Source organism: Allobosea sp., assembly GCF_036675845.1.
In the GTDB taxonomy this organism is placed as follows: domain Bacteria; phylum Pseudomonadota; class Alphaproteobacteria; order Rhizobiales; family Beijerinckiaceae; genus Allobosea.
Genome location: NZ_JAKFED010000082.1, coordinates 24792 through 43624 on the forward strand (window position 1 = coordinate 24792; position 18833 = coordinate 43624).

Below are 18833 nucleotides of genomic sequence, written 5' to 3' on the forward strand. Positions count from 1 at the left end.
CTTCGCGTGACGGAGCGCGCCGATAGCCTGCGGCGCCCGGCCCGCATCGCCGCGAGCTGCATGGTGATCTAGTCGCCGGATACCGACCGGGCAAGTTTCCGCAAAGTAGCCACGTGATTTTGTTGTGTTGCCGCGGCGCCGCACGCAAAATTCCAGGCACCGACAGAATCGCAAATTCACCTGGGGGTTACGTGGCCGGAACGATCGATCCTTCCACCTATCACGACGCCATAGTCGTGCTGGCCACCGCCGGCGTCGTCGTCCCCTTTGCCAAGCGCTTCAAGGTCAACTCGATCGTCGCCTTCATGGCCTGCGGCGCGCTGCTCGGGCCTTTCGGCCTCGGCGGCCTCGTCGCCCAGATCCCCCTGCTGCGCACAGTCACCGTCTCGCACGCCGAGGCGCTGTCCGGGCCGGCCGAGCTCGGCGTCGCCTTCCTGCTCTTCGTCATCGGGCTCGAGCTCTCCTATGACCGACTGATGACGATGCGCCGCCTCGTCTTCGGCCTCGGGCTCGGCCAGGTCGCGCTCTCGGCCTGCGTCATCGGCGCCGTCGCCTACGGTTTCGGCCAACCTGCTGCCGCGGCGCTGATCATCGGCACGGCCCTGGCGCTCTCGTCGACGGCGATGGTGGTCGAGCTGCTCTCGGCCAACCGGCGCATCACCTCCTCGGCCGGGCGCGCCAGCTTCGCGATCCTGCTGTTCCAGGACCTCGCGGTCATCCCGCTGCTCTTCCTCGTCAGCGTACTCGGGGCGCAGAGCAACGGCTCGCTGCTGGCCAGCCTCCTCCAGGCCGTGCTCCAGGCGCTCGTGGCGATCGCGGCGATCGTGGTGATCGGGCGCGTCGCGATGCGGCCCTTGTTCCGGCTGGTGGCTTCGACCGATTCCTCGGAGAGCTTCATGGCTGCGACCCTTCTGGTCGCGCTCGGCACCGGCCTGATCGCCGCCGTCGCCGGCCTCTCCATGGGGCTGGGCGCCTTCATCGCCGGACTCCTGCTCGCCGAGACGGAGTATCGCCGCGCCATCGAGGTGACGATCGAGCCGTTCAAATCGCTGCTGATCGGCGTCTTCTTCCTCACCGTCGGCATGGGCGTGAACCCTGCTGCCCTCGCCGCCCAACCCATGACGATCCTGGCGATCGCGGCCGGGCTCTTCCTGAGCAAGGTCGCGATCACCTTCCTGCTGGCGCGCTACTTCCGGCTTTCGGTGGCGACGGCGCTGGAGACGGGGATCATGATCGGCCCGGGCGGCGAGTTCGCCTTCGTGCTGCTGACCGCCTCGGTCGCCGCCAAGCTGGTCGAGCAGAATGCCGCGGCGCTCGTGCTCACCGCCGTCTCCCTGACCATGGTCTCGCTCCCTCTCGCCGCCAGGCTGGCGCGGTCGCTGGCGGCCCGCCTCGCCCCGCCGGTCAAGCTGCCTGCGGAGGCGACCATCCTGCCGCCGGACGATCATTCGGCGCGCGCCATCGTCGTCGGCTGCGGCCGCGTCGGCCGGCTGGTCGGCGAGATGCTGGAGCAGCACAAGATGCCGTATATCGCGGTCGATGCCGACCCGGTCCTGATCGCCAGCCAGCGCCGCGCCGGCAAGCCCGCCTTCTTCGGCGACGCGACCGCGCCGGACTTCCTCAAGCTCTGCGGCCTCGGGGAGGCGACGGCGCTGATCGTCACCATCGACACGCCGCGCGCCGTCGACGACATCGTCCTCGCCGCCCGTGCCCTGCGTTCCGACCTCGTCATCGTCGCCCGCGCCCGCGAAGCGAAACATGCCCGGCATCTCTACGAGATCGGCGTCGACTACGCGGTGCCGGAGACGATCGAGGCCAGCCTGCAATTGTCGGAGGCCGCGCTCGTTGGGCTCGGCGTGCCGATGGGGCTCGTCATCGCCTCGATACATCAGCGCCGCGACGACTTCCGCAGCGAGCTCAAGCCGGCGAACGCTCCCGGGCGCTCGCTTCCGCGCCACGCGCGCTCGCGAAGGCTGTGACGTTCTGTGTCGGGACCGGCCGCGAGACCGGGCCCTGGCCGACGCGGCGGATATGCCCGTAGAACTGTTCGGCGCTGCTCTGCCAGCTATGGCGCGCGGCGAGTTCCGGCCCGGCCTCCCGCGGCAGCCTGAGCGCCGAAAGCGCCGCCTGGCGCAGATCCTCGTGCAGCACGGCCGCATTGCTGCCGGCGAAGACGTCGCTCGGCCCCTGGACCGGGAAGGCGGCGACCGGCAGTCCGCTGGCCGCGGCCTCGAGCAGGACGATGCCGAAGGTGTCGGTCAGGCTCGGGAAGACGAAGACGTCCGAGGAGGCGTAGATCGCCGCAAGCTCCTCGCCCTCGCGCAGCCCCAGGAAATGCGCCTCGGGGAAGGCGCGCTGCAGGTCGCCTCGCGCCGGCCCGTCGCCGACCACGACCTTGCTGCCGGGCAGGCGCAGCGACAGGAAGGCCTCGAGGTTCTTCTCGACGGCGACGCGCCCGACGCTGAGGAAGATCGGCCGCGGCAGGTCGAGCACGCTCGCCGGGCGCGGATGGAACAGGCGAAGATCGACGCCGCGGCCCCAGCGCAGGATGCGCTCGAAGCCATGGGCCCGCAATTCGGCCTCGACCGTCCCGGTCGAGACCATGACGCCCGCCGCCGGCGCGTGGAAACGGCGCAGGAAGCCATAGCTCCAGCTTTCTGGGATCGGCCAGCGTGCCGCGACATATTGCGGGAAGCGGGTGTGATAGCTCGTGGTGAAGGCCTGCTTGCGGGCGAGGCAGACCGCCCGCGTCAGCCAGCCTATCGGCCCTTCGGTGGCGATATGGACATGGTCCGGCTGGAACTCGGCGATCCGCCTGGCGACATGGCGGCGGCTGGCGAGCGCGATGCGGATGTCGGGATAGGAGGGCAGGCCGACCTGCCGGAAGCCCTCCGGCGTCAACATATGCGCCGTGACGCCGAAATCGGGGGCGGCCTCGAACATCCGCTCCAGCGAGCGTACGACCCCGTTGATCTGCGGCCGCCAGGCGTCCGTCGCGATCAGGACGCGCATCAGGCGGCCTCGCCGACCAGCTCCGGCGCGGGACGCTTGGCCCCAGCCGCCGGCAAGGCCGGACGCTCGCGCTCGAGCCGGTGCTGCGGCCAGCGGACGATCTCGAAACGGCCGTCATGGTGCTCGACCACGGCGGTGCAGCTCTCGACCCAGTCGCCGGTGTTGATATAGGCCAGCCCGTCGATCTCGCGCTGCGCGGCATGATGGATATGGCCGCAGATCACGCCGTCGGCGCCGTGCCGGCGCGCCTCGGCGGCGAGGCATTGCTCGAACTCGCCGATATAGTTGACCGCGTTCTTGACCTTGAGCTTGGCCCAGGCCGAAAGCGACCAGTGCGGCAGGTGCAAGGTCCGGCGGACCTTGTTGATCACATGGTTCGAGGCGAGCGCGACCGTATAGGCCCAGTCGCCGAGCAAGGCGAGCCATTTGGCGTTGCGCACGACGAGGTCGAACAGGTCGCCATGGATCACCAGCAGGCGCTTGCCGTCGGCCGTCTCGTGGATGACGTCGTCGACCAGCGTGATGCCGCCGAACTGCAGGCCGGCATAGTCGCGCAGGAAATCGTCATGGTTGCCGGTGACATAGACCAGCTTCGAGCCCTTGCGGACCTTGCGCAGCAGCTTCTGCACCACGTCGTTATGCGCCTGCGGGAAATACCAGCCGTTCTTCAGGCGCCAGCCGTCGATGATGTCGCCGACCAGATAGATTTGCGGCGCGTCATAGGCACGCAGGAACGCCAGCACCAGATCGGCCTGCGCCCCCCTTGTGCCGAGATGCAGGTCGGAGATGAAGATGCTGCGCACCTGCTTGGCGTCGTCGTCGCTCATGCCCGCCGGCCCATCCTGTTGCGATGCTGGAGCCGGATTCGCCGATCAGATTGGGACAAGCCGATCGGAGCGGGCTCCAGCGGCGTGTGGCTGATTTGCATTGCGCTTTGATGACGCGGCGGCGAAACCGTGCTTTGCCTCGGACACACGCAGGAACTTCGGGAGAAAGTCATGGATCTGGGAATCGCCGGCCGCACCGCCATCGTCTGTGCCTCGAGCAAGGGGCTCGGCCGCGGCTGCGCCCAGGCGCTGGCCGAGGCCGGCTGCATCGTCGTCGTCAACGGGCGCAACGCCACGACGCTGGAGGAGACCGCGAGCCAGATCAGGGCCAGCACCGGCGCGACCGTGATCTCGGTGGTCGCCGACGTCTCGACCAAAGCCGGCCAGCAAGCGCTGCTCGCCGCGGCGCCGAACCCCGACATCCTGGTCAACAACAATGGCGGCCCGCCGCCAAAGCCCTTCCGCGAGGTGACGCGCGAGGCGCTGCTGGAAGGCGTCACCCAGAACCTGGCGACGCCGCTGGAGCTGACGCAAGCCGTCGTCGACGGCATGATCGCCCGCGGCTTCGGCCGCATCGTCAACATCACCTCGGCGAGCGTGCTCACGCCTCTGACCGGGCTCGACGTCTCCTCGGCCGCTCGCGCCGGCCTCACCGCCTTCCTTTCCGGCGTGGCGCGCGAGATCGCCCATGCCAATGTCACCATCAACAACATCCTGCCGGGCGTCTTCGCCACCGACCGCCTCACCACCTCGACCAAGCGCGTCGCGACGATGAAAGGCATCTCGGAGGAGGAAGTGATGAAGCTGCGCCGTTCCGAGATTCCGGCCGGCCGCTTCGGCGACGCCGCGGAATTCGGCAAGCTCTGCGCCTTCATCGCCAGCGCCCATGCCGGCTACATCACCGGCCAGAACTTCCTGATCGACGGGGGCTCCTTCCGGGCGAATTTCTGAGGCCTCCGGCGCGAGCGGCGGAGGTGGAGGGCAGGCAGATGCAGGGCCGAGGCGCGACGATAAGCTATCGCAAGGCGGTTCCCGAGGACACGCCCGCCTGCATCATCCTGCGCGGCAGGACGAGGGAAAACGCCTTCTCGGTCGAGCGCCTGGCCGCGGCCGGTGTCACGCTAGAGAGCTGGCAGGGCGGCATCAGCAGCGGCACCCTGCCCGGCCATGTCGGCACCGTCGGCGAGGAGATCGTCGGCTATTGCTTCGGCGATCGCGCCACCGGCGAAATCGTCGTCCTGGCGCTGCTGCCGGAATATGAGGGCAAGGGCATCGGAAAGGCGCTCCTCGGCCTCGTCGTCGAAGAGTTGCGCGAGCTTGGATTCACCAGGCTCTTCCTCGGCTGCTCGCCCGATCCCAGGGTTCGCTCCTATGGATTCTACCGGCATCTCGGCTGGCGATCGACGGGCACGGTCGACGCAGCCAATGATGAAGTTCTCGAGTACGTGCCGACGTAAGGCGGGCGCGACCGAACAGGCATCGGGACCTCCGCCGCCCCGCGATCCCGGCGCGAGCCTCCCGCGTCCCGCCGGTCGGCCCTGCAAGATCAACGCTTTGAACGCCTCCAACCTCGTGGTCTAAGGAGTCCTGTACAAGACCTCCCCGTTCCTCGCGCCCGACCCTCGCTTTGTCCCCTCTCCTCGGCATCAGCTTCAAGCTGCTCTCGGCCTTCGCCTTCACGCTGATGTCGGCAGGAATCAAGGCGCTCGCGGCACGCTATCCGACGGGCGAGATCGTGTTCTTCCGCTCGTTCTTCGCGCTGATCCCGCTGGTGATCTGGCTTTCCTGGCGCCACGAATTCCCCGGCGCGTTGAAGACGGGCAATCTGCGCGGCCATCTCAAGCGCGGCCTCATCGGCTCGATCGGCATGTTCCTCGGCTTCAGCGCGCTGCAGTTCCTGCCGCTGTCGGACGCGGTCGCGATCGGCTACGCCGCCCCGCTGATCCTGGTGGCGCTGGCGGCGCTGATCCTGAAGGAGCGGGTGCGCATCTATCGCTGGACCGCCGTCTGCGTCGGCTTCTTCGGCGTCCTGCTGATGCTCTCGCCGCATATGAAGGCGGATGCGCTGGTGCAGGGCCTGTCCGGCGGCCCCGCCATCGGCGCCCTGCTGGCGCTCGGCGGCGCCTTCTGTTCCGCCTTCGCCTCGGTCGAGGTGCGCATGCTGACCCGCACCGAGAAGACCGGCGCCATCGTCTTCTACTTCATGTCGCTGACCTCGCTGCTCGGCCTGCTCACCATCACGCTGGGCTGGACGGTGCCCAACTGGCAGGAACTGCTGCTGCTCGTCACCATCGGCGTCCTCGGCGGGCTCGGGCAGATCCTGGTGGTGCAGGCCTATCGCTATGGCGACGCCTCGCTGGTCGCGCCCTTCGAATACTCGACGATGATCTGGGCGACGGCGCTCGGCTGGTTCGTCTTCGGGGAATGGCCGGTGACGGCCGTGATCACCGGTTCGCTGATCGTCATCGCCTCGGGAATCTATGTGATCCTGCGCGAGCAGCAGCTCGGCCTGCTGAAGCGCGAGACCCGCGAGGTCGGCCCCTCGCGCTCGACCTGAACCGCAGCGTTCGCTTGCCGCCTGGAGCAATCCAAGGCAATGTCCGCCATTACAAACGATCGTTCGCTTTCCCAAACGGCGGAGCAAGCGGGACAGGCCAGGCAGGATAGGCAGGGACGCGATGGGCATCGAAACCAGGGAACGTGGCGGCCGCGAGATGGAATCCGGCGCGCAGGTCATCTCCGGCCAGCTCGGCAAGACGATCCAGCGCCTGCGCAAGGCCTATAACCTCTCGCTTTCGGAGCTCGCCGAGCAGTCCGGCGTCGCCAAGTCGATCATCAGCCAGATCGAGCGCAACGAGACCAATCCGACGCTGGCGACGATCTGGCGGCTGTCGCAGGCGCTCGATGTCTCGATCGAGCGCGTGCTCTCCTCCAATGAGGAAGAGGCCTTCATCGAGAAGACCGTCCGGCCGGACACCCCGATCCTGGTCTCCGAGGACGGCAAGCTCCGGCTCGCCATCATCGGCTGGATCAAGACCGTCGAATGGCTGCAATGGTACGAGGTCAGCGCCGAGCCCGGCGGCGAGCTCGATTCGGAAGGCCATCAGCGCGGCTCGATCGAGTCGCTCTCGGTCAGCGCCGGCGAATTCGAGGTCGAGGTCGGCGGCGTCACCCAGCGCGCCAAGGCCGGCGAGACCCTGCGCTATCGCTGTGACCGCCCCCATATCGTGCGCTGCATCGGCGACAAGCCCGCAGCCGCGTTGATGGTCTGCATCCTCAAGGCGGCGGTGATGGACTGACAGAGGGCCGTTTTCCGCGGCACGAGGCAGCCATTCCGGGCGAAGCAACAGGCTCGATCGGAGCCGGTTTCAACCGGCTCCGGCTCCAGCCTCGCCTGCCGGCTTTTGCGGACGCGGCGGGCCCTGCACCGCCGGCAGCGACTTCAGGAACTCCGCCATCGCCAGCCGGTCGGCGTCGGAGAGCTGCGCGGTATTGCGCACCACCGCCGCCATCAGGCCGCCGACGCTGTCGAAATCCGGCGTGAAGCCGCTCTTCAGCAGCTCGGCGATCTCGGCCTTCGACCATTTGCCGAGGCCATCCTCGGCTTGCGTGATGTTCGGCACCCAGCCCTTGCCTTCCGGATCCGGCCCGCCGGCGAAGCGCGTCGCCTGGACGATGGCGCCGAGCCCGTTGCGGCTGGAATGGCATTCGGCGCAATGGCCCGGGCCCTGCACCAGATAGGCGCCGCGATTCCATTCCTCGCTCTTGGACGGGTCGGCCTTGAACGGCGCGCCGTCGAAGAAGAGCAGCTTCCAGCCGCCGACGATGCGGCGGATATTCAAGGGGAAGGCGAGTTCATGCGCCGGCGTCCGGCCCTCGACCGCCGGCAAGGTACGGATATAGGCCAGCAGATCGGCCACCGCCTTCACCGGCATCAGCCGGTAGGAGGTGTAGGGGAAGGCCGGATAATAGTGCTGGCCCGAGGGCGAGACGCCCGCCGTCATCGCCTGGATGAAATCGGCCGTGCCCCAGTTGCCGATGCCGTCGCGCGTATGCGGCGAGATGTTCGGGACATGGAACCTGCCGAAGGGCGAGCCGAGCACAAGCCCGCCACCGAGCCTCAGCTTGTCGTCCTGGCCAGGCGTCGCATGGCAGGAGGCGCAGCCGCCGGCAGCGAAGAGCAGCTTGCCGTTCTCGACATCTGGCGCCGGCAGCGTGCCGATCTCGGGCCCCGGCGAGACCACCCGCGGATCGGTCAGAACGAAGAAGCCGGCGACACCGAGCGCGATGAAGACCAGAAGCGTGATCAGCAAGCGGCGCATCGGTTCCTCATCTGTTGCCCGTCATGTCCAACGCATTCTTGGCCAATAAAGTTCGGTCGAAAAGCCTGATGGACGGAAATGAAGCCGCCAGATCAAATCACATACACCCCGTCATTCCGGCCGCAGCGAAGCGGAGCGCCGGAATCCATTGTAGCGCTCAGCGCTCTACGATGGATTCCGGACCTGCACCGCTACGCGGCTTGTCCGGAATGACCGGTGAAGGGATCTGGTGGCCGTGCCGGCTCACTTCTTGATGCGATAGGTCTCGTGGCAGGCGCCGCAATTCTTGGTGACGTCGCCGAAGGCGGTGCGGAAGGAAGCGAGGTCGGTCGCCGTGGCAGAAGCCTTGGTGACATCGGCGTCGAACTTGGCGAAGGCCGCCTTGAAGCCGGCATGGTCCTCCCAGATCTTCGCCGCTGCGGTGGTTTCGCCGCCGCTCCTGGAGCTCTCCGGAAACAGCGTCGGAACCTTCTTCGCGGCCTCGCCATAGGTCTTGAAGACGGCCTGCACCTTGGCCGCGTCGAATGGCGCCTCGCCCTTGGCGATGGCCGCAGCCTGGCGGGTCGCCGCGCCGACGCCTTTCATCGCCTCCTTGCGCTCCGCGATCGGGTTCGATTGCGCGACGACGGCGGAGACGCCGATGGCGAGGCCAAGGGCGACGAGAACGGTGCGGATCATACGGTGATTTCCTCTGGCAGGCAGGCGCCGGATGGGCGCCGTTTGGAACCCTTCCAGATCAGCCGATGATCGTGACGGCGCCAAATCGCATTCGCGTGAGGGAGTTTGCGTCGATGCAAATCGGACTTTGCATCAAGCCTCGTACCCTGCCGCCTTCAGCGCCGTGAACACCTTGACCGGCGTCGCCGGCATGTCGATCGCGCCGATGCCGGCGGCGCGGTGCAGCGCATCGACCATGGCGTTCATCACCGCCGGACAGGCCCCGATCGCGCCCGCTTCGCCGGCGCCCTTCACGCCGATGGCGTTGGTGACGCAGGGCACATTGCGGGTCTCGAAATGGAAGTTCGGGATGTCGGCCGCCCGCGGCAGCGCATAGTCCATGAAGGTCGCGGTCAGCATCTGCCCCGAATCGTCGAAGCGGATCTCCTCCATCAACGCCTGGCCGATGCCCTGCGCCGCGCCGCCATGGACCTGGCCCTGCAGCATGATCGGGTTCAGCGTCACGCCGAAATCGTCGACCACGACATAGTTCAGGATCTCGGTCGCGCCGGTAGCAGGGTCGACCTCCAGCTCGACGACATGGGTGCCGTTCGGATAGGTCGCCTCCGGTGGCGTCCAGCTCTGATGGACGCTGAGCATCTCGGCCTTGGCGCCGGGCAGGTTGGCGATGGCCTTCAGGTCGAGCGACTTGTCGGTGCCGACGATGCGCACCGCCCCGTCGACGATCTCAAGATCGCCCGCGCTGGTCTCCAGCGCCTCGGAGGCAAGGTTCTTGAGATTGTCGGCGAGCATGCCGGTGGCCTGGTTCAGCGCCGCGCCGCCGACCGGAATCGAGCGCGAGCCGCCGGTCCCGGAACCGGTCGCGACCCTGTCGGTGTCACCCTGGATGACGCGGATGCGCTCCATCGGAATGTCGAGATGCTGCGCGACGAGCTGCGAATAGGCAGTCTCGTGGCCCTGCCCGTTCGACTGGGTGCCGATCAGCACGGTGACGGTGCCGTCCTTCTCCAGGATCACGGTCGAGCTCTCCGGCCCGCCGCCGCCGCAGGCCTCGATATAGCAGGCGAGCCCGATGCCGCGGATCCGGCCGGCTTTGGTCGAGGCCTTCAGCCGGGCCTTGAAGCCCTTCCAGTCCGCCACCTCCATGGCGCGGCGCATATGGCCCTCGAACTCGCCGGAATCGTAGACCGGCCCGGTCTGGGTCTTGTGCGGCATCTCCTGCGGCTTGACGAAGTTCAGCGCCCGGACCGCATCCGGCGTCTTGCCGGTCTCGCGCGCCACGGCATCGACCAGCCGCTCGATCAGATAGGCGGCCTCGGGCCGCCCGGCGCCGCGATAGGCGTCGACGGGTGTGGTGTTGGTGAAGACGCCGCGGAAGCGCACATGCACCGCCGGGATATTGTAGCAGCCCGGCGTCATCGTGGTGCCGACCCAGGGGATGAAGGGCCCATACTGCGAGAGATAGGCGCCCATATCGGCGGCAAGATCGACCTTGAGGCCGATGAACTTGCCCCGCTTGTCGAGCGCCATCGTCGCGGTGGTCAGATTGGCGCGGCCATGGGTGTCGGCGAGGAAATGCTCGGTGCGGTCGGCGACCCAGCGCACCGGCCGCCTCAGCTTCTCGGCCGCCACCATGGTCAGCGGGTATTCGCGGTACATGAAGATCTTGGTGCCGAAGCCGCCGCCGACATCCGGCGTGATCACCCGGATGCGCGCCGGATCGATCTTGAAGATGTAGTCGGCGAGGGTCTCGCGCATGCCATGGCTGCCCTGGCTGCCCAGCGTCAGCGTCCAGCGCTTGGTCGCCTTGTCGAACTCGGCGATGCAGGCCCGCGTCTCCATGTAGTTGGAGGCGAGCCGGTTGTTGACGATGGTGACCGAGACGGTGCGGTCGGCCTTGGCGAAGGCCTTCTCAGCCTTCTCGCGATTGCCCTGCTCGGCCTCGAAGGCGACGTTGCCGGCGCGGCCCGGCCAGACCTGCGGCGCCTTGGCGTCGAGCGCCGCGGCGATGCCGGTGATGGAGGGCAGCGTCTCGAACTCGATCTCGATCGCCTCGGCGGCGTCGCGCGCCTGGGCGAGCGTCTCGGCGACGATGAAGGCGATCGCCTCGCCGACATGGCGCACCGTGTCGACCGGCAGCACCGGGACATCGGTCGGCTTCACGTTCTCGCCCGAGACCTCCTGGATCAGCCCCTTGCAGGGGATGTCGCCGAGATGGGCGACGTCCTCGCCGGTCAGGATCAGCTTGACGCCCTTGAGCTTCCGCGCCGCCTCCTTGTCGATGATCCTGAACCTGGCATGGGCGTGCGAGGAACGCAGAACATAGCCGTGCAGCGCGCCCTCCACTGCCGTGTCGTCGGTATAGCGACCGGTGCCGGTGGTCAGGCGCTGGTCCTCGACCCGGCGAACCGGCTGGCCTACTCCGAATTTCATGGGGCGCATGGCGGTATCCTCGGAATTATTCGAAAGCGAGTCTGGAACAGGGCCGGCCGACAGTCAGCCCCCGGCCGGGGCGTGCTGCGTTGCACGCAGCGCAAGCCGACAACGATACAAAAAATGACGGCGTCAGCGCTCGACCGGCTCGCCATGCAGGACCCAGTCCTTGAAGCCGCCAATATAATGGCTGTCGACGTCGAGGCCAGCCGATTGGGCGAATTCCATGGCGCGCAGCGAACGCACCCCGGCGGCGCAGGAGAGCACCAGGCGCTTGCCCGGCTCGTTCGGCAGGTCGGCAGGGTCGAATTGCGAAAGCGGTCGCGAGACCGAGCCCGGAATATGCCCGGCGGCGAATTCATGCGGCTCGCGCACATCGACGAGCAGGATCGAGCCCTCGGCCAGCCCGGCCTTGATCTCGTCGATCTCGAGGTCGTTCACGATCATGCCCATCGCTCCGGCAATGCTAGTTCAGGAGCTTCACCAGATAGAGGCTCAAGGCCGGAAATGCCACGACGATGCCGAGACGAATGAGGTCGGAGGCGACGAAGGGCAGGACGCCGCGATAGATCCGCATGATCGGCACGTCGCGCGCCAGCGAGGCGACGACGAAGACGTTGAGGCCGATGGGCGGACAGGTCATGCCGATGCCGACGACGATCAGCACGAGGATGCCGAACCAGATCGCGATGTCGTCCGCCGGCATGCCGAAATCGAGCGCGGTCACGATCGGGAAGAACACCGGCAGCGTCAAAAGGATCATGGCGAGCTCGTCCATGACGCCGCCGAGCACGATGTAGAACAAGAGCAGCCCGACCAGCACCGTATAGGGCTGCCAGCCCGAGGCCGCGATCATCTCGGCCGCGGCGGTCGGCACCTGCGTCAGGGCGAGAAAGGCGTTGAACACCTCGGCGCCGAGCAGAATGGCGAAGATCATCGCCGAGGTCTCGGCCGTCTGGATGATCGCCTGCTTGATCCCGGAAAGGCCGAGCGTGCCGCGCAGGACGCCGATCGCCAGCATGACGAAGGCCCCGACCGAGGCGCCCTCGGTCGGCGTGAAGATGCCGCCATAGATGCCGCCGACGACGATGATCGCGACGAGCAGGGCCGGGATCACGCCAAGCAGCGGCCGAAGCCGCTCGGCCCAGGCAATGCGCTCATGCGCCGGCGCCAGGCTGGCATCGCGGCGCACCGTGATCGCGATGGTGATGCAGTACATCAGCGTCGCGAGCAGTCCCGGGATCAGCGCCGCCTGGAACAGCTTGGCGATGTTCTGCTGGGTCGAGATCGCATAGACGACGAGGATGACCGAAGGCGGGATCAAGAGGCCGAGCGTGCCGCCGACCGCGATGACGCCGCTCGAATAGCCGGGGTCGTAGCCATAACGCCGCAGTTCCGGCAGGGCCGAGCGGGCGAAGGTCGCCGCCGTCGCCACCGAGGAGCCGCAGATCGCGCCGAAGCCGGTGCAGGCGCCGATCACCGCCATGGCAAGCCCGCCGCGGCGATGGCCGACAAAGGCCAAGGCCGCCTTGAACAGGTCGCCGGCGAGCCCCGAGCGCTCGGCGAAAGCCCCCATCAGCACGAAGAGCGGGATCACCGAAAGCGTGTAATTGGCGAAGATCTGGTAGGGCGTCGTCCGGATATAGTTGAGGAACGGCTCGAGCCCGTTGAGCTGGACATAGCCGGCACTGCCGACGACGAGCATGGCGAGCCCGATCGGCAGGCGCAGCGCCATCAGCGCCAGCATGACGCCGAAGCCGGCGAGGGCCAGCGAAAAGCCGCTCATCGAACCCTCAGCAGGCGGCTGGCGCTGACGAAGGCGGCGAGCGCGACGAAGGCGGCGAGCACCGCGCAGGTGGCGATCGGCAGATAGCTCGGCACCTGCAGCACCATGGTGTTCTCGCCGCTGGCGAAGGCCGAGCGCGCGCCGACGGCGAGCCGCCAGGCGATCAGCGCCATGGCCAGGCCGTAGACCACGTCCCAGAGCGCATCGAGACGGTCGCGCCAGGCCTGCGGCAGTTTCAGCGTGAAGGTGTCGACGAAGATGTTGCCGCGCCGGAGCTGGCACAGCGGCAGGAAGCAGAAGGCGGCGACGGCCGTCGCCATCTGCACCAGCTCGAAATCGCCCGGCACGCCGGCGGCCCCGACGAGATCGCTGCGCAGCGTGACGCTGACCACGACCATGGTCGCCAGCGCCACCAGCAGCGCCCCGCCGATGAGCGCCACCGCTTCCGCCACCGCGTCGATCCGCGCTGGCGGCCTATCGCCCCGCCCGTCGGTCATCCGTCGGGTCAGGCCGCGTTCTGGTGCTTGGCCAGGGCGGCGCGGGCGCTCGCCAGGAGCTTGTCGCCGTCGAGGCCCTTCTCCTTGGCCGTCTTCAGCCAGCCCTCGATCACCGGCTCGGTGGTCTTGCGCCAGCGCGCCGCCTCCGCCTCGTCCAGCAAGGTGATGGTGTTGCCGCGCTTCTTGACCATCTCGGCGACGACGACGGCCTGCTCGTCCCACATCTTGCCGGCCATCGCGGCCGCGGCGGCGCCGGAGTTCTTGTCGATGATCGCCTTCAGATCGGGCGCGAGCCCATCATATTTCGCGCGGTTCATGGCGAGCACGAAGGTCGCGACATAGAGGGTCGGCGAGCCCGGGATCTCGGTATGGTACTTGACGAGCTCCTGCACCTTGATCGAGGGCACCACCTCCCAGGGCACGACGCAGCCGTCGATGACGCGCTGGGCCAGCGATTCCGGCACCTGCGGGATCGGCATGCCGATGGCGTTGGCGCCGAGCGCGCGCAGCGCCTCGCCGGCGAGCCGGGTCGGGAAGCGCAATTTCAGACCCTTCAGGTCCTCCATCGTCTTCACCTGCTTGTTGGCGTGGATCAGCCCGTGATCATGCGCCCAGAAGCAGATCGGCTTGATCTCCTTGAACTCGTCCTTGAGGTTCTGCTCGGCATAGTCGGTCAGCGCCAGCGAGTTCACCAGGGCGCGCTTGTTCGGCACGAAGGGCAGCTCGAACGCCTCGATCCCGGTGAAGCGGCCGGGCGTGTTGCCGGGCAGCGTCCAGACGATGTCGACGACGCCGTCGCGCGCCTGGTCGAAGAGCTGCGGCGGCGTGCCGCCGAGTTGCATCGAGGGGAAGATGTCGATCTTGATGCGCCCGTTCGAATCGGCGCCGACCTTGTCGGCCCAGGGCTTCAGGAACTTGGCGTGCCCGTTCGCCACCGGCGGCAGGAAGTGGTGCATGCGCAGCGTCACTTCCTGGGCGTTGGCCCGGGTCGCGCGCAGCACGGCCGGCGCGGCGACGGCCGAGCCGGCCAGCGTCAAGAACTTGCGGCGGTCAAAATTCATCGGTCCCCTCCCGGAATCGCGGTCGTCTCGTTATGCCCCTCGCGGCGCTTGCGCGACTCTTACCGTCGCGCGCCGTCTCATCTCGTCACATGAGAACTAAACCCGGCGCGGCGCAAGCCCGGCTTCCTGCGAAACCGGGCTTGCGCGACGAATTGGCGATGCGCCCCGCAGCTAGAGGCGGATCCGCCTCCAAACTGGTGATAAGGAACGCGCGATCCAGGCAGGGCTGGGTCCGGCCGCGTCAGGCCGCCGGCGGGATGCGCAGCACCCAGCCGGGCAGGATCAGGTCGGGATCCTTGACCGGCGGCGTGTTGGCCTTGACGATCTCGGTGTATTTCGCGCCCTGGCCCTTGCCGTAATGCACCTCGGCGATCTTCCAGAGCGTGTCGCCCTTCTTGACCGTATAGAACACCGCGGCCGGCGCCTCCTTGTTGACGATCAGCTCCGATTCCACCGAGGCGACGCCTGCGGTGTTGCCGAGCGCCAGGATGATCTTCTCGGCTTCCTCGGTGGAGACGGCCTTGCCGCTGACCTTGACCTTGTCGCCCTCGACCTTGACCTCGACACCGGCCGGCAGGCCATGGCTCTCGAGCTCCTTCTGCAGGGTCTCGGCCGTCGCCGCCTTGGCAGGGCTCGACCCGAAGATCTTCGAACCGGCTTCCTTGATGAAACTGAACAGACCCATGAGGCTCTCTCCTGTGGCTAGGCGGACATCAAGCCCGCTGATCGCGCCAAGTTCAAGCCGCATTGCGCCGAACCGCGGCTTTTGCCCGGCAGGCGCTTCCGCGCGGCGCCGAAGACTGGCAGAAGCCCCTGGCGCCATGCCGGCGCCGGAGCGCGCTCGCCGTCGCGAGCCGTTCCGTCCGAAGGGGACACCGCCATGACCATGCTGACTCTCGACCAGGCCCGCACCATCGTCGACGCCGCCCTGAAGCACGCACGCGAGCAGGGCTTCAAGCCGCTCGCCATCGCCGTGCTCGATGCGCGCGGCGCGCAGAAGCTCTTCCTGGCGCAGGATGGCAGCAGCCTGAAGCGCGGCGAGATCGCGCTCGGCAAGGCCAATGGCGCGATCGCGCTCGGCGTCGGCCCGCGCACCTTGAACAAGATGGCGCTGGAGCGCCCGCATTTCATCGCCGGCGCCACGCTCGCCATCGGCGGCTCGCTGGTCGCGGTCCCGGGCGGCGCCCTGATCCGCAACGCCGACGGCACCCTGCTCGGCGTCATCGGCGTCTCCGGCGACACCTCCGACAATGACGAGGCAGCCGCGCTCGCCGGCATCGCCGCGGCCGGGCTCGTCGCCGAAACCGGAGCCTGAGCGAGGCGCTCGCCCATGCGGCCATGCCACGGCCGCATTGCGGCGCTTCGCATTGCAACGCGCCGGGATTTGCGGCAACGGGTGCCGCCAGAGGCGGGCGATTTCAGATGGGAGCGCAGAGCGACCCCATCTGAAGCCTGATCCGTCTCTCATGCTTACATAGAATACGTTCGGGAGCGCACCTCCCGCCTGCCTCGACAGGGAATGCATCATGACCGCCGCGACCGCCAACGAGAACATGCCCGCCAGCGAGACCGTCGAGACCGACGTGCTGATCGTCGGCGCCGGCCCCTGCGGCCTGTTCGCCGTGTTCGAGCTCGGACTGCTCGACATCAGGGCGCATCTGGTCGACATCCTGCCCAAGGTCGGCGGGCAATGTGCGGAACTCTATCCCGAGAAGCCGATCTACGACATTCCCGGCTTCCCGCTCGTCACCGGCCAGCAGCTGGTCGACAATCTGATGGACCAGATCAAGCCGTTCGGCGCGACCTTCCATCTCAACCAGATGATCGAGGCGATCGAGGTGCTGGGCACGCCCGAGGCGCCGCGCTTCCGGGTCAGGACCGATGCCGGCACGGTGTTTGTGGCCAAGACGGTGATGATCGCCGCCGGCGGCGGCTCGTTCCTGCCGAAGAAGCCCCCGATCCCCGGCATCGAGGCCTATGAAGGCCACAGCGACGGTGCCGGCGTGCACTATGCGGTCCGCCGGATGGAGGCGTTCCGCGACCGCTATATCCTGATCGTCGGCGGCGGCGATTCAGCCCTCGACTGGACGCTCAACCTGCAGCCGATCGCCAGGCGCGTCACCCTGATGCACCGTCGCGACGACTTCCGCGCCGCGCCGCACTCCGTCGAGCAGATGCGCGCCCTCGTCGCCTCCGGCGCCATGGATCTGAGGATCGGCCAGGTCACCGGGCTGCGGGGCGAGGGCTCGACCCTTCAGGGCGCGATCTGCCGCGACACCGCCGGCGAGAGCTTCGAGATCGCCTGCGATACGCTGCTGCCCTTCTTCGGGCTGACCATGAAGCTCGGGCCGATCGCCGACTGGGGCCTGAACCTGCACGAGAACCTGATCCCGGCCGATACCGAGAAGTTCGAGACCAATGTGCCCGGCATCTTCGCCATCGGCGACATCAACACCTATCCGGGCAAGCTGAAGCTCATCCTCTCCGGCTTCCACGAGGCGGCGCTCGCCGCCCAGAAGGTACACCGCTACGTCTATCCGGAGAAGCGGCTGACCTTCCAGTACACCACCTCGTCGACCTCGCTGCAGAAGAAGCTCGGCGTCGCCTGAGCCGGGCGGTCATCGGTGGAGAGGAAACCGCCCGGTCTTTCCGGCGCTTCGCGAAAGCGAAGAAACCGGAATGACGCGGGAATTCACTGCGGAAAGGGTGCGGGCTCCGACACCGGCCTCAGCGTCGAGGCGGTGAGATCGGGCGCGGGGCGCAGCGGCTTCTGCGGCCGGATGTCCGGCAGGCTCGCCGGCGCGGCGGGCGGGGCGGCAGGCGCCTGCTCGGCGACGGCCTCGTCCTCTTCCTCTTCCGGCTCGCCGACACGGTCGCGCAGTTCGGCGATCGCCCCTTCCAGCGGCCTGAAGACGAAGCGCACCTTGTGCTTGCCGGCCGGCACCTTGACCGCCCGGAACAGCACATTGGCCTTCAGGATCTCGACCTCGACGCCGTCGAGCTCGGCGCGCCACCACGGATGCCAGATGTCGTTGAGCACGACGAAGCCCGGCTGCGCGCTCTCGACCTCGATATCGACCTGCGTATTGCCATAGCGCTTCAGCTTGACCTCGCCGCGGGCGCGGCTCGGCCCCTCGGTGACCCCCTCGCCGGGCTCGCTGTCGAGCAGCACCACCTGCTGCGGATCGGCATCCGGCCATTGGCCCGCCGTCTTCATCGCCTCGAAATCGGCAAGCTGCCAGCCGCCGACGAACTGCACCCGCGGCAGCGCCCGCGGATTCTCGTAGATGAAGCCGTCCGCAGTATAGGCGACGAGCTTGAGGTCGCCGGCGCGCAGGGTCCGGTCGACCTGCCCGATCGGCACGCGTGAGGCGATGTAGCGCAGGCCGAGGAAGTCCGCGAGCCGGCAGCGATAGGACGGGAAAAGCGGGGTGAAGACGCGCTGGTCCGGCCCCGCGATCGAATCGCGCGTGCCGACGGCGTCGGAAAAATCGGCCAGCCGTAGGGGGTTGTAGCCCAGCGTATGGTCGAAGCCGTGGATCATGCCGGCATTGGGCCATTCGAAGCCCATGCCGAGCAGCTCGACCCGGTCGCGCCGCGGCGAGTCGGCCGGCTGCGCCGTCAGCCGCTTCAGGACCCGTACCGTCTCGTTCTGGGTCTCGGGCCGCAGCACGTCGTAGAGCTCGGGCGCCAGCGCCGTCGATTCATTGGGGCCGTTGTTGAAGGCCAGGTCGGCGCCGACCGCGCCGGTGACGATCAGGCTCGCCGCCAGCGGGCCGATCGCGGCACGCCATTTCGTCAGCACGACGACGATCGCGGCTGCGACCGCGAACCAGAAGCCGGCCATCGCGCTCGGCCACCAGGCATCGCCGAGATGGCCCTCCTGCCGCGCCACCAGCAGGCCGCCGCCGACCAGCACGGCGAGGGTTGCGACCACGATGCCGAGATCGCGCCAGGGCGCCCCGGGCTTCTCCTCGGTCAGCAGCCGGTGCAGCAGATAGCCCGAGAGCAGCGCGCCGAGCGCGCCGATCAGGAAGGTCGCGTCGGCCGGCCGCCGGAACGCCTTGACGCCGGGCAGATACTCATAGGCCAGGTGGAAGAACGGCGTGTAGCGCCCGAGCGAGAACAGCACCATCAGCACGAACAGGATGGTGAAGGGCCGGATCGCCTTGTCCCAGAGCCAGCCGCGGCTCAGGCCCGGCGCGATCAGCAGCAGG

17 protein-coding genes and 1 pseudogene are annotated in these 18833 nt (G+C 67.9%); 7 read left to right on the forward strand and 11 right to left on the reverse strand.

The features are described from left to right. Nucleotides 1–191: 191 nt before the first annotated feature. Entirely contained in the window at nucleotides 192–1979 is a 1788-nt protein-coding gene (locus V6M56_RS09165) for a cation:proton antiporter domain-containing protein (protein ID WP_332683062.1), read from the forward strand. Here the strand turns inward: V6M56_RS09165 and V6M56_RS09170 are convergent. Both V6M56_RS09170 and V6M56_RS09175 read right to left on the reverse strand, forming a co-directional pair. Then, nucleotides 1918–3012 (reverse strand): glycosyltransferase family 4 protein, encoded by a 1095-nt coding sequence (locus tag V6M56_RS09170; RefSeq protein ID WP_332683064.1) that lies wholly within the window; start codon nucleotides 3010–3012, stop codon nucleotides 1918–1920. The two genes, V6M56_RS09165 and V6M56_RS09170, sit on opposite strands and share 62 nt — an antisense overlap. Continuing rightward, complete coding sequence (locus V6M56_RS09175) at nucleotides 3012–3839, reverse strand: UDP-2,3-diacylglucosamine diphosphatase (protein WP_332683066.1); 828 nt, start codon at nucleotides 3837–3839, stop codon at nucleotides 3012–3014. Before V6M56_RS09175 ends, V6M56_RS09170 begins: the two co-directional genes overlap by 1 nt. A gap of 171 nt (nucleotides 3840–4010) precedes the next feature. Between V6M56_RS09175 and V6M56_RS09180 the strand changes: the two genes are divergently transcribed. The 4 genes from V6M56_RS09180 to V6M56_RS09195 all read left to right on the forward strand — a co-directional run bounded on the left by V6M56_RS09180 (nucleotide 4011) and on the right by V6M56_RS09195 (nucleotide 7138). Then, entirely contained in the window at nucleotides 4011–4790 is a 780-nt protein-coding gene (locus V6M56_RS09180; protein WP_332683067.1) for an SDR family oxidoreductase, read from the forward strand. A 38-nt stretch (nucleotides 4791–4828) separates the two neighbouring features. Beyond that, nucleotides 4829–5296 (forward strand): GNAT family N-acetyltransferase, encoded by a 468-nt coding sequence (locus V6M56_RS09185; protein WP_332683069.1) that lies wholly within the window; start codon nucleotides 4829–4831, stop codon nucleotides 5294–5296. A 170-nt stretch (nucleotides 5297–5466) separates the two neighbouring features. Beyond that, nucleotides 5467–6396 carry a DMT family transporter gene (locus V6M56_RS09190; protein ID WP_332683070.1) on the forward strand — a complete coding sequence of 310 codons (930 nt, stop codon included), beginning with the start codon at nucleotides 5467–5469 and terminating at the stop codon, nucleotides 6394–6396. A gap of 121 nt (nucleotides 6397–6517) precedes the next feature. After that, nucleotides 6518–7138 (forward strand): helix-turn-helix domain-containing protein, encoded by a 621-nt coding sequence (locus tag V6M56_RS09195; protein ID WP_332683072.1) that lies wholly within the window; start codon nucleotides 6518–6520, stop codon nucleotides 7136–7138. A 69-nt stretch (nucleotides 7139–7207) separates the two neighbouring features. Here the strand turns inward: V6M56_RS09195 and V6M56_RS09200 are convergent, their stop codons facing one another. From V6M56_RS09200 to lysM, 8 genes are all read right to left on the reverse strand, one after another. Then, nucleotides 7208–8161: a cytochrome c gene (locus V6M56_RS09200; RefSeq protein ID WP_332683074.1), complete on the reverse strand. Its 954-nt coding sequence runs from the start codon at nucleotides 8159–8161 to the stop codon at nucleotides 7208–7210. A gap of 243 nt (nucleotides 8162–8404) precedes the next feature. Next, a complete protein-coding gene (locus V6M56_RS09205; protein ID WP_332683076.1) occupies nucleotides 8405–8839 on the reverse strand; it encodes a c-type cytochrome in 435 nt (144 codons plus the stop codon). 132 nt (nucleotides 8840–8971) lie between these two features. Beyond that, nucleotides 8972–11281, reverse strand: a complete 2310-nt coding sequence (locus tag V6M56_RS09210; RefSeq protein WP_332683077.1) for a xanthine dehydrogenase family protein molybdopterin-binding subunit — start codon at nucleotides 11279–11281, stop codon at nucleotides 8972–8974. Nucleotides 11282–11404: 123 nt separating this feature from the next. Then, nucleotides 11405–11719 carry a rhodanese-like domain-containing protein gene (locus V6M56_RS09215; RefSeq protein WP_332683079.1) on the reverse strand — a complete coding sequence of 105 codons (315 nt, stop codon included), beginning with the start codon at nucleotides 11717–11719 and terminating at the stop codon, nucleotides 11405–11407. Between the two features lie 19 nt (nucleotides 11720–11738). Continuing rightward, entirely contained in the window at nucleotides 11739–13058 is a 1320-nt protein-coding gene (locus tag V6M56_RS09220; RefSeq protein WP_332683080.1) for a TRAP transporter large permease, read from the reverse strand. After that, nucleotides 13055–13510, reverse strand: a complete 456-nt coding sequence (locus V6M56_RS09225) for a TRAP transporter small permease (protein ID WP_332683082.1) — start codon at nucleotides 13508–13510, stop codon at nucleotides 13055–13057. Before V6M56_RS09225 ends, V6M56_RS09220 begins: the two co-directional genes overlap by 4 nt. 53 nt (nucleotides 13511–13563) lie before the next feature. Continuing rightward, entirely contained in the window at nucleotides 13564–14616 is a 1053-nt protein-coding gene (locus tag V6M56_RS09230; protein WP_332683083.1) for a TRAP transporter substrate-binding protein, read from the reverse strand. A 241-nt stretch (nucleotides 14617–14857) separates the two neighbouring features. Beyond that, nucleotides 14858–15301, reverse strand: coding sequence for a peptidoglycan-binding protein LysM (gene lysM, locus V6M56_RS09235; protein ID WP_332683084.1), 444 nt, complete (start codon nucleotides 15299–15301; stop codon nucleotides 14858–14860). 195 nt (nucleotides 15302–15496) lie between these two features. Here lysM and V6M56_RS09240 point away from each other — a divergent pair, with 195 nt between their 5' ends. Beyond that, nucleotides 15497–15931 carry a GlcG/HbpS family heme-binding protein gene (locus V6M56_RS09240; protein ID WP_332683085.1) on the forward strand — a complete coding sequence of 145 codons (435 nt, stop codon included), beginning with the start codon at nucleotides 15497–15499 and terminating at the stop codon, nucleotides 15929–15931. Nucleotides 15932–16142: 211 nt separating this feature from the next. Continuing rightward, nucleotides 16143–17225 (forward strand): NAD(P)/FAD-dependent oxidoreductase, encoded by a 1083-nt coding sequence (locus tag V6M56_RS09245; RefSeq protein WP_332683086.1) that lies wholly within the window; start codon nucleotides 16143–16145, stop codon nucleotides 17223–17225. 83 nt (nucleotides 17226–17308) lie between these two features. Here V6M56_RS09245 and V6M56_RS09250 read toward each other — a convergent pair. Further along, a pseudogene (locus V6M56_RS09250) lies at nucleotides 17309–18833 on the reverse strand (hypothetical protein); the annotation flags it as partial.